Origin of the sequence: Micromonospora sp. KC723 (genome assembly GCF_004348595.1) — a bacterium.
GTDB lineage: Bacteria > Actinomycetota > Actinomycetes > Mycobacteriales > Micromonosporaceae > Micromonospora.
Genome location: NZ_SMKD01000150.1, coordinates 1 through 12,422, shown reverse-complemented (window position 1 = coordinate 12,422; position 12,422 = coordinate 1). Strand labels below are relative to the sequence as shown.

Below are 12,422 nucleotides of genomic sequence, written 5' to 3'. Positions count from 1 at the left end.
GGCGCGGGCGGGGGCCGCGGTGGCCGGGGCGTCGTTCGCGTACGCGCCCTGGAAGCTGGCCCAGGCCGGGCACCTGCACGTGCTCTGCGTGGGCGGTATCGCGCTGGCGCTGGCCATGCTCGCCCGGGGGCACGGCTGGTCGCTGCGGCACGGGTACCGTCCGGACCGGGTCCGCCCCGGCTGGGCGGGTGCCGGTTGGGCCCTCGCCGCCTGGCAGGTCACCCTCGGCTTCGGCGTCGGCCTGCCCTTCGCGTACGTTCTGGCGCTGCTGACCCTGGCCGCCACCGCCGGGTACGTCCGGTCCTGGTGGCGGCGGGGGATCCGGCCGGCGTTCCCGCCCGGGCTGCTCCTGGCGGACCTGGCCGGGGTTACCGGCTTCGCGGGGGTGACCCTGCTGATGGCCGCGCCCTACTTCGAGGTGGTGGCCCGTCACCCGGCCGGGCGGCGGACGGTGGCGCAGGTCGAGATGTTCTCCCCGCCGCTGCGGGGCTTCCTGACCGCGCCGCCGGAGTCCTGGCTGTGGGGCGGGCGGCACGAGGCGGCCAGGGCGACGCTGGGTTTCCCGGGGGAGATGACCCTGCTGCCCGGGGTGGTGCTGTGTGCGCTCGCCCTGGCCGGGCTGGTCTTCTCCGCCTGGCGGCTGCGGCACCGGCTGGCGTTGGCGGCGGGAGTGCTGGTCAGCCTGGCCCTGGCGGCGGGCACCACCTTCGGCGGGGACGGCGACCCCGGCTACGTCACCCTGGTGCGGCACGTGCCGGGCTGGGACGGCATCCGCACTCCCGGACGGCTGGTGCTCTGGACGACGCTGCTGCTCGGCATCCTCGCCGCCGGGGCGTTGACCGTGCACGAGGCCGGGCCGGCGCGCGGGCCGCGCTGGCGGCGCTGGGGGTCGGCCGCGCTGGTGTTGCCGCTGCTGCTGGTGCTGGCCGAGGGGGTGAACCGGACGCCGCACGTGCCGGTGCCGGCCGCGCCGGCCGCGCTGCGCGGCGTACCGGACCCGGTGCTGGTGCTGCCGCTGGGCGGCGCGCGGGACTACCACGTGATGCTCTGGTCCACCGACGGCTTCCCGCGCACCGTCAACGGTCTCGCCTCGTTCGTGCCGGCCAGCCAGGAGCGGATCCGGGTCATGAGCCTCGGTTTCCCGGACGCCGCCTCGGTGGCGTACCTGCGCTCGGTGGGGGTGCGAACGGTGGTGCTGCTGCCCGGGTACGCCGCCGAGACCCCGTGGCGGGACGCCGCCGGCCGCCCGGTCGACGGGCTGGGCATCCGGCGCGAGCAGGTCGCCGACGCGGTGGTCTACCACCTCGACCCGAAGGGCTGACCGGGACGGCTTCCACCGCTGCCGTCCGGCCCGCTACCGTGGACTTCTTCCTCGGCAGCGGGAGCCAGCGTGCCGGCGGGGAGCCAGGGCAGCTCTCCGCACCCGTCGACGCCGCGCGGCGTCGCAACCCCAGCTCGCCTGGCATCCCGAGAGGAACCGCAGATGCGGAGCAGATTCGCCGGCGCGGTCACGTCCGTGCTCGCCGCCGCCCTGGCCAGTGTGGCCGTCCAGATAGCCGTCGTACCGTCCGGACCGGCCGCCGCCGAGCCGTACGGCGGTCGCCCGGTCGCCATGCCGGCCCCGAAGACGACCTCGCCCGGCCCGTCGCCCAGCTCGCCCGCGGCCCCGACCCCGTCGCTGACGACGCCCGTCCCGGCGGGTGCCTGCACGGCCACCTACCAGGTGATCAGCTCCTGGCCGGAGGGCTTCTACGCACAGGTGGACATCCGCAACAACAGCGGCTCCCACACCGTCGGTTGGGCGGTTGTCTGGAGGTACCTGCACGGGCAACAGATCACCCACCTGTGGGGCGGCATCCACCGCCAGGAGGGAGACCGGGTGGGGGTCGGGCACGCGGACTGGAACCGCGTCCTCGCCCCGGGCGGCACCACCAGTTTCGGCTTCAGCGGCAGCTGGACCGGCGCCAACCCGACGCCCACCATGATCACCTGCACCGCCTGGTTCCGTTGACCGGGCGCCCCGGCAACCGTCCGGCGGGGCACAGCAAGAAGCTCATGGCGAGAACGAACGCGAGTGATCTTAGCGATCTGCCGTCCCGGTCGGACGGAGTGGTTGCCAAGATGCTCGCGGCGTCCGACCTGGGCTCAGCCGTCCAGGTCGGCGGCGGGGGAGTTGGGCCGGTCCACGTCGACGAACTCGATGTCCTCCACCTCGCGTCCCAACCGGCTGCCGGCGGCCCGGGCGGCGGTGCCGGCGGCCCAGCCGATCGCCGCACCGACCAGCGCGGCGCTGATCAGTAGCGTCCACGGCAGTGCCGGGCGCCGGCCGGCGAGCGCGTCGAAGGCGAGCGTGGCGCGGCGTCGGGCCTCGTCCGCAGTCGAGCCGACCAGCTCGCCGGCCTCGGAGAGGTGGGCGCCGTCCCGTACCGACGTGGCGGCGTCGCGGACGCTGTCGCCGGCCGCTCCCACCGCGGTGAGGAGCTGCTGCCAGGCCTGGTCGGCGATCCGTTCCGGCTTGCTGCGGCGCTCCAGCAGGTTGCTGCCGAACATGGTGATGCCTCCTCGGGTGGCGAAGTCTGCGGCCACGTCGGACGCCGATGTCTACGGCGCGTCACGGTCCGCCTCTGACGGCCAGTGCCCCGCCGGCCGGTGTGCCAAACCGCGGGCCTCCGGCGTCCGCCGGTGAGCCGTCGCCGGCTGCGCCGAATCGCGGTGTCCGGCGAAGGGAACACCGCGACCCGGCGCGAGTCGCCGGCGGTCGGGCACGGCCGGCACCGCTGCCGTCAGGGGAGCAGCACCACGGCGGCGCCGCGGGCGAAGTCGTCGCCGTCGTCATCGTCGTCATCGTCCCCGCCGCCGAAGCCGCAGGCCAGCACCAGGGCGAGCAGCGCACCCACACCCGCCAGACCGAGCAGTCTCTTGACCATCGGAAGTCCCTTCGTCGTGGTGGGTTCCTGCCGCCCAGGCTAGGCAACCCCGGCAACCCCGGGGGAACCGGCCGGCGCGGGGCTCGCCCGGAACGTCGGGTCCGGCCGGGGGTGGACCGGGGCGGCTACCCTGGGGCGGTTGGGGCGGCCCGAACGGGCCGCCCGTCGACGAGAAGATGACCAGGAACGATGCGGTGAAGACGGTCCGATCCGGCTGGATCCGCGAATTGCTCATCCCGAGGGGTGGCGACCGAGGCCGTTGGAGGAATACTCTCGGTCGCGGCCCGCGTACTGATGAGGCGCCCGTAACGGGCGAGTGGAGGTGCTCGCGTGAGCCTGACGATCGTGAAATCGGTTCTGCCGGGTGGTGTCATCGAGATCGCTCCCCGTGGGGAGATCGACGTCGACACCGCGTACGAGGTACGTGAGGCGATCGCCGAGGTGCTCGCGAAGGGCCGTCCGTCCCGCATCGAGTTGAACATGCGGCTCGTCACCTTCATCGACTCCGTGGGCATCAGCGCGATGGTCGCCGGTTTCCAGACCGCCGAGGTCAGCGGGGTCAAGCTGGTGGTCACCGAGCCGAGCCGGTTCGTGCACCGGCAGCTCTGGGTGACCGGCCTGCTGGGTCTCTTCGGCGCGCCGGAGCCCTACTTCGCCGGCGCGGCGACCCGCGAGGTGCTGCCGGGCGCCTGACCCCGGGCCCTTCGTTGCGTCTGCGCCCGCTGATCCGCGCCGGCCAGCCCCCAGCCGGCCCGGCTACGGGTACAGTTCCGGCTGGTCGCCGCTGGTTGGCGGTCGCGGTCAGCCGGGGCGTGGGCGCGAGCCCCGCACGTGCCCACCCACCGGTCGTACCCGGGCCTGCTCCCGTCCGCGGGGCGGGTTCCGCCTCACCCACCGCGCGTTGCCAGCGAAGTCCGCGATACGGGACGATCGGGCGACCGACGACAGGTGGGAGGGGCGGAGTGGTCCGGCGGGAGACGTTCAGCTACACGGTGCGGGCGCACTGCTCACGGGCGGACGCGGTGGCGCTGTTGAGCGACCTCTCCCGGCAGGAGGAGCTGCATCCGCTGATCCTGCGGGTACGTGAGCTGCCACCCCGGCCCGGAGCCCGGGCCAGCTACGCGATCACCGACCGGCTGGAACTGGGCCCCCTGCATTTCCCGATCACCTACCAGGCCGACGTCCTGGTGGTCACCGACGACGAGATCCTCACCGAGGCCCGGCAGCAGCCCGGAACGACCGTACGCAACCACACCCGCCTCCGTGAGGAGGACGGCCTGCTGCGGATCGACGTGGAGATCACCCTGGCCGCCCCGGCGCCGCTGTTCGGGTACGCGTTCCGCCAGGCCCGCGCCGCCCATCTTGGGCTGGCCGGCCGCCTCGGCGAGGTGCTGGACCGGCTCTCCGACGGCGGGCCGGTCGGCGGCTGACCCCGTCGACGGGGTTCGGGAACGCGCGCGGGGCCCGTCCACCCGGACGGGCCCCGCGTCGTGGTGCGGGTCAGTACACCGACAGGTGCACGTGGTTGGTGTGGTCGCTGGACGGGTCGCCGTTCGCCCCGCTGTACGACTTCCAGCCGCTGCTCGGTAGCCAGATCTGCCGGTACCAGATCACGTAGAGCACGCCGAGCCGGTCGGCGTTGCGGACGTGGAACGCGGCCAGGTTGTCCCCGTACGTCCGGTCGCCGCCGGTCGCGTCCCCGCCGAAGCCGCTCTTCTGCGCGGCGAAGTCGCAGGCTCGCCCCTTCGGGTGCTCGCCGGACCCGCCGGGGCGGTAGCAGGAGACGTACCGGGTGAAACCGGCGGCCTGGGTCTGTTGCAGGGCGTTGAGCATCCGGGGCGTGATGCAGCCGTTGGCCGGGGTGGGGTCGTTGACGCTGCACGACTCCGGCGGGAAGGATCCGTCGGAGTTGCGTGGCGCGGACCTGGCATTGGACCGGGAGGTGCCCCGTGGAGCGCTGCTGGTGGCCCGGGGGGCGGACTGCGCGGAGGCGGCCACCTCCAGTGCCCGTTCGGCCTGTTGCTTGCGCTTGTCCATGATGGTGATCTGCTTGCGTTGCTCCACGATCTCCGTGGCCAGCGTCGCGCGGGTGCGGGTGACCTCCTCCTTGGTCTTCAGGAGGTCGCGCAGTTCCCGGTCCTCCTTGCTGGCGACCGTCGCCAACGCCGCGGCCCGGTCCAGGAAACTCTCCGGCGAGCCGCTGCTGAGCAGCGCAGACACGGGGCCGAGTCGGCCGGTCCGGTACGCCACCCCGGCGATCTCGCCGACCTTGCTGCTGCGCTGGGCCAGCTCCGTTTCGACGGTCTTGAGCTGGTTGTTGAGTTCCTGCTGGCGCCGGGTGGAGCGTTCCAGGGCGGCCTTGGCGTCGAGCCAGCCCTTGCTGGCGGCGTCGAGTTGGGCGCGCAACGCCGGGGTGCCACCCTCGTCGTCGCCGCTCGGGGCGGCGAGCCGGGTGGCGGGTGGGGCGGCGGTCACCGGCGTGGGAGCCGAGGACAGGCCGACGGCGAGCGCCGCGACGACCGCGGCGGCCAGTCGGGCGGTGGTACGTCGTACGTGCATTCACATTCCTTCCGTCAGCCGCCGACCGGGTTAGCTGACGGGTTCGGGACGGAAGATCCCTACCGCTGGCGCGGATGCACCCCAGGTACCTGGTTCCCCGGCACGCCCGGGCGGGCGTTTAGGCGGCGGCCGCCGCCGGCACCGTCGGGTGCCGCCTGGGCGGAGGCCGGAACCGAGACTACCGGTACCGGTGGGACGGATGCCCGGTTCGTGACTGACGGTACGGGAGATAATCCTGAGAAAAAGGGTAAATCGACTAATTGTCCTACCACTCGACCCGGCCGCACGCCCCCGGTGCCACGCCCGGCTCGATCTGGAGCGTGGCGTGGTCGATGTGGAAGTCCTCGTGCAGCGCGCTGCGGGCGGCGGCGAGCACCGCGCCGACCTCGGCGTCCGGGCACATAATCAGGTGCGCCGAGGCCACCTCCATCCCCGAGGTGAGCGTCCAGACGTGCAGGTCGTGCACCTCGGCGACACCGGGGACGGCGGTCAGCCGGTCGTGCACCGCGGTCACCTGGAGATGCTCGGGCGCGGCCTGCACGAGGATGCGTACGGCCGCGCGGCCCAGCCGCCAGGTTCGGGGAAGGATGAACAGGCCGATCGCCACCGCCACCGCCGGGTCGGCCCACCACCACCCGCTGACGGTGATCAGCAGCGCGGCACCGATCACGCCGAGCGAGCCGAGCAGGTCGCCCAGCACCTCCAGGTACGCCCCACGCAGGTTGATGCTCTCCTGGGCCCCCTCGCGCAGCAGGGCGAACGCGACCACGTTGGCGAGCAGGCCCAGCACGGCGACCGCCAGCATCGGCCCGGTCCGGACCTCGGGCGGGTCGCCGAACCGGCGTACCGCCTCGATCAGCACGTAGACGGCCACGCCGCTGAGCAGGAGGGCGTTGCCGAGCGCGGCGAGCACCTCGAGCCGGTAGAGCCCGAAGGTGCGCTGCGGGTCCCGCTCGCCCCGCCGGGTGGCGGCGATGGCGGCCAGGGCCATGCCGATGCCGAGCACGTCGGTGAACATGTGCCCGGCGTCGGAGAGCAGCGCCAACGAACCGGTGGCGAGGGCGGTCACCCCCTCGACCAGCATGAACACGGCAAGCAGGATGAAGGCCGCCCAGAGTCGGCCCCGGTGGCGCTGCGCCGCGTTCGCGACCGCCCCGTGGTGGTCATGCCCTGCGCCCACGTCCCCGCACCTTCCGTCGCCGGACCGGACCGAGGCCTAAATCTATGCTCACATCGCTATGTATGCAAGTGAACGGCGGGCGACGCCCCGGTCCCACCGCCGGTCGCCGGGACCCACGGCTTCCCGGCGGTTTCCCCGGACTCCGCCCCACCAACCCGCCCACCCCGGACGTTCCCGGCGGCCGGTGCCGCCGGGGCGGTTCAGCCCACCGGCTCGACGGTGGTGAGGCGCTGGGTCGCCCGGGAGAGGGCGACGTAGAGGGTCCGGACACCGGAGGGCTCGGCCCGGATCTCACCCGGGCAGACCAGCACCACCCCGTCGTACTCCATGCCCTTGGCCTGGAGGCTGGTCACCACCTGGAGGCGCGCGCCGCCGCGCCCGTCCAACCAGCCGGCCACCTCGTCACGGCGCGGCACCGGCGTGATCACACCGACGGTGCCCTCCACCTCGGCCAGCAGCGCCGCCACCGCCTCCGCCGTCGTGCCGGCCAGCTCGGCCGCCGGAACGGTCAGCGCGACCGGGTCCACCCCGGTCGACCGGACCGCCGTGGGCAGCGGCAGGTCCGGGTGCAGCCGACGGATCTCCGCCGCCGCCACCGCGAAGATCTCCGCCGAGTTCCGGTAGTTGGTGGTGAGGGTGAACCGATGCCGCCGGCGCCGGCCCAGCGCCTGGTCCCGCGCCCGGTCCAGCTCCTGCGGGTCGCCGGACCACGCGGTCTGCGCCGGGTCGCCCACCACCGTCCAGGAGGCCAGCCGCCCGCGTCGGCCCACCATCCGCCACTGCATCGGGGAGACGTCCTGCGCCTCGTCCACCACCACGTGCGCGTACTCGCGGTAGTCCTCCGGCCGCTCCCGGGCCGCCGCCCGGGCAACCCGCTGCCGGTCGGCGAAGGTGCTCAGCTCGCGTACCCCACCGGCGAGCTGGAACGGGTCGCGCTTCGGCTTCGCGGCCCGCACCGGCTTGCCCAGCAGCTCGTCCAGCTCGTCCAGCAAGGCGATGTCGGCCACCGTCAGCCCGTCCGTCGCCAACGACCGGTACGCCCCGGACAACAACGTGGTCTCGGCGCGGGAGAGGACACCGCCGGCGTACCGGCGCAGCCGCGCCGGCCGGGCCAGCCAGCCCAGCACGTGCCGGGGGTGCAGCCGCGGCCACCAGGCCTTGAGGAACTCGCGGAACTCCGGCCGCTCGATGATCTCGTCCTCGAAGGCGGGCTGCTCCGGCAGGCGGGGGATCTCCAGCCGGCGGGCCTGCGCGTACAGCGCGACGAGCACGGCGTCGAAGGCGGCCCGGCGCACCTCGTTGCGCCGGGCGCCCCGCGACAGCGTCCGGTCCCGGATGCCGTCCAGCTCCCGGCGCTCCAGCCGGAGCAGCCCACCCCGGTAGAGCAGGCGCAACTCGTCCGGCCCGTCGGGGACCGCGTCGCGGACCGCGCGTTCCAGCACCCGGCGCATCCGCAGCGTGCCCTTCACCGCCGCCACCTCCGGCGGATCGGTCCGGGTCGCCGACAGTCCGGGAAAGAGCGAGCCGAGCGAGTGCAGGGTGGCGGTCTCCTCACCGAGCGAGGGCAGCACCGAGGCGATGTACTCCACGAAGACCGCCGACGGCCCGACCACCAGGATGCCGCCACCGGCGTACCGGCTGCGGTCGGAGTAGAGCAGGTACGCCGCCCGGTGCAGCGCCACAGCCGTCTTGCCGGTCCCCGGGCCGCCCGACACGATCGTGACCCCGGAGCCGGGAGAGCGGATCGCCTCGTCCTGCTCCCGCTGGATGGTGGCGACGATGTCCCGCATCCCTCGACCGGTGGCGCGGGAGAGGGTCGCCAGCAGTGCCCCGTCGCCGACCACCGCCATGTCGGCCGGAGCCGCCTCCGGATCCAGCAGGTCGTCCTCGATCCGGGTGACCTTCTCACCGGAGGACTGGATCGTGCGCCGGCGCACGACGCCCAGCGGTTCCGCCGGGGTGGCCTGGTAGAAGGCGGCGGCGGCCGGGGCCCGCCAGTCGACCACCAGGGTCTCGGCGTCGACGCCGCGCACCCCGAGCCGCCCCACGTGCAGCACCTGGCCGGTGCGCAGGTCGAGCCGGCCGAAGACCAGCCCCTCGTGCTCGGCGTCCAGCACGTACCGCCGCTGCGCGGCGTGGAAGACCATCGCGTCCCGCTCGACCAGCGCGCCGAAGGTACCCACCCGGGCCAGCCGGTAGCCCTCCTTCTCGGCCAGCGCGGCCGAGCGTCGCAGCTCGGCCAGCCGGGCGTACACCCGGTCGAGGTGCCGCTGCTCGACGGCGATCTCCTGCTCCAGGGTCGTCTGGTCGGTCAACGTGAGGGCTCCTGTGCGACGGCGGCGCCGGACGCGGGCGCACGCCAGGCGCAATGAGGGTACGGGCAGGCCACCAGGGCACGCCCAGCCCGGGCCGCTTCCCGCGACCTCGACCACCCCGCCCCACCCCGGGCGGTGCCGGCGGCCCCCGTCCTGGCGGCCGGCGGCGGCGCGCTCCGTCCCGGCGCGGGGTGACCGAGCCTCTCGGTCAACGGGCCCCGGGGGAGGGGAGTGCCTCGGGAACCGACGTGCCGGCCAGGACCCGGTGCAGCACCGCGGACAGGGCGGCGTTCACCTCGTCGGGGCGTTCCAGCATCAGCATGTGCCCGGCACCGGGGCAGACGATCAGCTCGGTCACCGGCAGGGCCGCCGCGATCGACTCCGCGCACGGCGGCGGGGTGAGCCGGTCCCGGTCGCCGACCAGCGCCGCCGCCGGAAGGTCAGCCAGCTCGGCCAGGGTGTCCAGCCGGTGCTGCGCGCCGATCGAGGCGCGGAAGCCGCCGATCGAGCGCAACGAGGCACGGGCCACCGCCGAGGTGACCAGCCGGATGTCGGCCGGGTCGCAGCGGTCGCCGAAGAGCATCCAGCGGATGCTCGGGCGCAACGCGCGCAGCAGTGCCCGGGGCGGGCGCCAGGATCCGCAGCGGGCCAGCACCCCGGCCCCGGTGGTCTCGGCGATCCGGATCAGTCGGGCGACCCGGGGCGACAGTCCGTACGCCGTGTGCGTGTGCCCCTCCGCCGTGGTGGAGACGAAGACCAGCCCGGCGGTGCGGGCGGCGAAGTGCGCCGGGTGCCGGTGCGCGTACTCCATCAGGGTCATCCCGCCCATCGAGTGCCCGACCAGCACCACCGGGCCGGTCGGTGCCACCTCGTCCAGCACCGCGGCCAGGTCGTCGCCGAGCTGGGCCAGGGTGGCCGTCCGCAACGCCATGCAACTCGACCGGCCGTGCCCCCGGGCGTCGAAGGTGACCACCCGCACCCGCTCGCCGAAGCGCTCCCGCAGGTCGGCCACCTGGCGGTGCCAGACCCGCCCGTCCAGCGTCCAGCCGTGCAGCAGGACCGCGGTGACCCTCGCGTCCGCCGGCCCTGCCACCTCGACGCGCAGGCGTACGCCGTCGGGGAGCCGTACCTCCCGCCGTTCCGGCATCGTCACCTCCCAGGCCACCCCGGAACTCCACACCGGCGTAACCCGGCGGTAACAACCGGCTACCCGTCATGAGACCACGCCAACCGTGCCGGTGAGAAGTTCCCAACCCGACCCCACGAGGCCGGATCGGTGACCAGGCTGGGTACATGACCGTTCCGCGCCCCACCACGGGGCGGACACCCCGGGCGGCCCTGGCCGAGCTGCTCGCCGGCAACCGGCGGTTCGTCAGCGGCCGGCCGGTGCACGGGCACGACGTCACCGCCGCCGCGGCCGTGGCCTCCGGTGACCAGCAGCCGTACGCCGTCCTGCTGGGCTGTGTCGACTCCCGGGTGCCGCTGGAGGCGATCTTCGACCAGACCTTCGGATCGATCTGTGTGATCCGTACCGGTGCCCACGTGCTCGACCGGGCGGTGCGCGGCTCCGTCGAGTACGCGGTGGATCGGCTCGGGGTGCCGCTGGTGATGGTGCTCGGGCACGAGCGCTGCGGCGCGGTCGCCGCCGCGGTGGACACCCTGCGCGGCGGCGAGCGGCCCGGCGGCGCGCTGGCGTACGTGGTGGACCAGATAGCCCCGGCGGTGACCGAGGTGGGCCTGGCCGACCCGGGGGTGCACCCGATGGCGGTACGCCGGCACGTGCTGCGCACGGTGGCCGCGCTGCGCGCCGACGACCTGCTCGCCGGGCCGGTCACGGCGGGAGCGGTGGACGTCGTCGGTGCCCTCTACGACCTGGCCACCGGCGAGGTGGCCCTCCTCGACCGCTGATCCGGCCGACCCGGAGCGAGCCCGGGGTCGCGGGTTGCGGCAGGTGGGAGTCTCCGGCGGGCTGACGCCGCAGTACCGCGCGACCGGAGTGGATCACGACGCGCGACCGCCCGCCGGGTGACCCCGGCGGGCGGTCGCGGTGTGCCTCGGGGAGGGCTCAGCCCTCGAAGACGCCGGCCTCGACGAGACGCTTCTCGGTCTTGTCCCAGCCGTGGTCCGGGTGGGCCGCGGCGAGGTTGTTGATCTCGGCGCGGATCTTGGCGGCGTGGCCGGCGGCGGCCAGCACCCGGATCTCCTCGACGAACGCCTCGGAGTCGGTGCGCAGGTGCGCGGTCTTGCCGTTAGTCAGGTTGCGCACGTAGGCGTGCTTGCCGCCGTTGAGCGGGATGAGGTACTTGAACTCGCCCAGCACGCTGAGGGCGCCACCCTGGCCAGCCTGGCCGGCCCGGACTGACGCGCGCGCGGTCTTAGAGGTGTTGCTCGCCACGGAGGTACTCCTTGCAGACGTACGGGAGGACGGGAACCGCCCGGGGGCTGATGCGGGTGACGCCCGGATGAGCCTCGGCCCGCGAAGATGTGCGGCGGCACAGAACCGCCCAGAGAACTGTACACGAGCACGACGCCTGGCTGGTCACCGTGCCTGTCCGACGGGCACAACCGGGTCCGGTCGCCGGCTATTTCCTGGTCGGGGATTTCCCGATTCCCTGGCGCACCATCCGTCACACCAGTCATCATGTGTTGCAGAAGCCACCCGGGTGGTCGAGGTCGTAGGGGAAGACGCACCTCGCTCTCCGGGAGGTCACCGTGCCAACGCGTGGCGTCGTATACGTCCACTCGACCCCGCTCGCCGTGTGCTCACACGTCGAGTGGGCGATCGCGCGCGTCCTCGCCGCGCCGGTCAACCTGCAGTGGACGGCTCAGCCCGTCGATCCCGGCGCACGCCGGGCCGAGTGCGGGTGGACCGGTCGCCCGGGGACGGGCGCCGAGCTGGCTGCTGCCCTCCGGCAGTGGCCCATGATCCGTTTCGAGGTGACCGAGGAACCCAGCCCGGGTGCCGACGGGGAGCGCTTCATGCACGTGCCCGGTCGCGGCCTGTTCCGGGCCACCGTCGGCGCGGCCGGGGACATCCAGCTCGGCGAGGACCGCCTGCGCGGCATCATGGCCGCCGCCCGCGCTCCGGAGGCGCTCGCGCACGCCCTCGACAAGGCGCTCGGCACCCCCTGGGACGTCGAGCTGGAGCCCTACCGGCACGCCGGCGACGGCGCGCCGGTGACCCTGCTCACCCGGGTCGGCTGAGCCGGGGACGCCCACCCGGACAGCCGGGCGCGAACCGGCACGCCCGACGCGCCGGGCGCACCGGCCCAGGTTGCCGGGGCCACTCGACGCCGGGTTTGATGGGGCGCGTGCCGATTTCCCCGCGACGTGCCGGCGTCGCTCTCACCGCCCTGACCGCGTTGCTCCTCCCCGGGTGCACGGGCGCGGGGCAGCCCCGACCCGCGCCGAGCCCGTCCCCCTCGACGACCGCGCCGAGCC

General features: G+C 74.2%; 13 protein-coding genes and 1 riboswitch. Of the genes, 6 read left to right on the top strand and 7 right to left on the bottom strand.

The genetic code is table 11. The features are described 5' to 3' along the window. Positions 1 to 1,321 (top strand): hypothetical protein (locus E1165_RS24430; protein ID WP_132394089.1); only part of this gene is annotated, 1,321 nt, incomplete at its 5' end. Between the two features lie 162 nt (positions 1,322 to 1,483). Continuing rightward, on the top strand, positions 1,484 to 2,011 hold the full coding sequence (locus E1165_RS24425; RefSeq protein WP_132394088.1) for a cellulose binding domain-containing protein: 528 nt from the start codon (positions 1,484 to 1,486) through the stop codon (positions 2,009 to 2,011). Between the two features lie 134 nt (positions 2,012 to 2,145). Here E1165_RS24425 and E1165_RS24420 read toward each other — a convergent pair whose 3' ends face one another. Next, positions 2,146 to 2,550 carry a hypothetical protein gene (locus E1165_RS24420; RefSeq protein WP_132394087.1) on the bottom strand — a complete coding sequence of 135 codons (405 nt, stop codon included), beginning with the start codon at positions 2,548 to 2,550 and terminating at the stop codon, positions 2,146 to 2,148. Between the two features lie 233 nt (positions 2,551 to 2,783). Then, positions 2,784 to 2,927 carry a hypothetical protein gene (locus E1165_RS29215; RefSeq protein WP_165945317.1) on the bottom strand — a complete coding sequence of 48 codons (144 nt, stop codon included), beginning with the start codon at positions 2,925 to 2,927 and terminating at the stop codon, positions 2,784 to 2,786. A gap of 330 nt (positions 2,928 to 3,257) precedes the next feature. On the opposite strand from E1165_RS29215, the gene E1165_RS24415 reads away from it, so the two are divergent. Continuing rightward, positions 3,258 to 3,620: an STAS domain-containing protein gene (locus E1165_RS24415; RefSeq protein WP_132394086.1), complete on the top strand. Its 363-nt coding sequence runs from the start codon at positions 3,258 to 3,260 to the stop codon at positions 3,618 to 3,620. Between the two features lie 269 nt (positions 3,621 to 3,889). Continuing rightward, complete coding sequence (locus E1165_RS24410) at positions 3,890 to 4,357, top strand: SRPBCC family protein (protein WP_132394085.1); 468 nt, start codon at positions 3,890 to 3,892, stop codon at positions 4,355 to 4,357. 70 nt (positions 4,358 to 4,427) lie between these two features. Here E1165_RS24410 and E1165_RS24405 read toward each other — a convergent pair whose 3' ends face one another. The 4 genes from E1165_RS24405 to E1165_RS24390 form a co-directional block, all read right to left on the bottom strand. Next, positions 4,428 to 5,486, bottom strand: a complete 1,059-nt coding sequence (locus E1165_RS24405; RefSeq protein WP_132394084.1) for a hypothetical protein — start codon at positions 5,484 to 5,486, stop codon at positions 4,428 to 4,430. Between the two features lie 3 nt (positions 5,487 to 5,489). Beyond that, positions 5,490 to 5,621, bottom strand: a riboswitch (cyclic di-AMP (ydaO/yuaA leader). Positions 5,622 to 5,751: 130 nt separating this feature from the next. Beyond that, a complete protein-coding gene (locus tag E1165_RS24400) occupies positions 5,752 to 6,666 on the bottom strand; it encodes a cation diffusion facilitator family transporter (RefSeq protein WP_132394083.1) in 915 nt (304 codons plus the stop codon). Between the two features lie 200 nt (positions 6,667 to 6,866). Continuing rightward, entirely contained in the window at positions 6,867 to 8,981 is a 2,115-nt protein-coding gene (locus tag E1165_RS24395; RefSeq protein ID WP_132394082.1) for an AAA family ATPase, read from the bottom strand. A 208-nt stretch (positions 8,982 to 9,189) separates the two neighbouring features. After that, positions 9,190 to 10,128, bottom strand: a complete 939-nt coding sequence (locus E1165_RS24390) for an alpha/beta fold hydrolase (RefSeq protein ID WP_132394090.1) — start codon at positions 10,126 to 10,128, stop codon at positions 9,190 to 9,192. A 146-nt stretch (positions 10,129 to 10,274) separates the two neighbouring features. On the opposite strand from E1165_RS24390, the gene E1165_RS24385 reads away from it, so the two are divergent. Further along, positions 10,275 to 10,889, top strand: a complete 615-nt coding sequence (locus tag E1165_RS24385) for a carbonic anhydrase (RefSeq protein ID WP_132394081.1) — start codon at positions 10,275 to 10,277, stop codon at positions 10,887 to 10,889. A 157-nt stretch (positions 10,890 to 11,046) separates the two neighbouring features. On the opposite strand, the gene E1165_RS24380 is transcribed toward E1165_RS24385, so the two are convergent. Further along, positions 11,047 to 11,376: a hypothetical protein gene (locus tag E1165_RS24380; protein WP_132267722.1), complete on the bottom strand. Its 330-nt coding sequence runs from the start codon at positions 11,374 to 11,376 to the stop codon at positions 11,047 to 11,049. A 317-nt stretch (positions 11,377 to 11,693) separates the two neighbouring features. Between E1165_RS24380 and E1165_RS24375 the strand changes: the two genes are divergently transcribed. Then, complete coding sequence (locus E1165_RS24375; RefSeq protein WP_132394080.1) at positions 11,694 to 12,185, top strand: DUF3145 domain-containing protein; 492 nt, start codon at positions 11,694 to 11,696, stop codon at positions 12,183 to 12,185. The last annotated feature ends 237 nt before the right edge of the window (positions 12,186 to 12,422 follow it).

Coding starts and splice junctions, on each gene's coding strand:
- E1165_RS24420 (WP_132394087.1), bottom strand. CDS start 2,550: ATGTTCGGCAGCAACCTGCTGGAGCGCCGCAGCAAGCCGGAACGGATC.
- E1165_RS24385 (WP_132394081.1), top strand. CDS start 10,275: ATGACCGTTCCGCGCCCCACCACGGGGCGGACACCCCGGGCGGCCCTG.
- E1165_RS29215 (WP_165945317.1), bottom strand. CDS start 2,927: ATGGTCAAGAGACTGCTCGGTCTGGCGGGTGTGGGTGCGCTGCTCGCC.
- E1165_RS24425 (WP_132394088.1), top strand. CDS start 1,484: ATGCGGAGCAGATTCGCCGGCGCGGTCACGTCCGTGCTCGCCGCCGCC.
- E1165_RS24390 (WP_132394090.1), bottom strand. CDS start 10,128: ATGCCGGAACGGCGGGAGGTACGGCTCCCCGACGGCGTACGCCTGCGC.
- E1165_RS24405 (WP_132394084.1), bottom strand. CDS start 5,486: ATGCACGTACGACGTACCACCGCCCGACTGGCCGCCGCGGTCGTCGCG.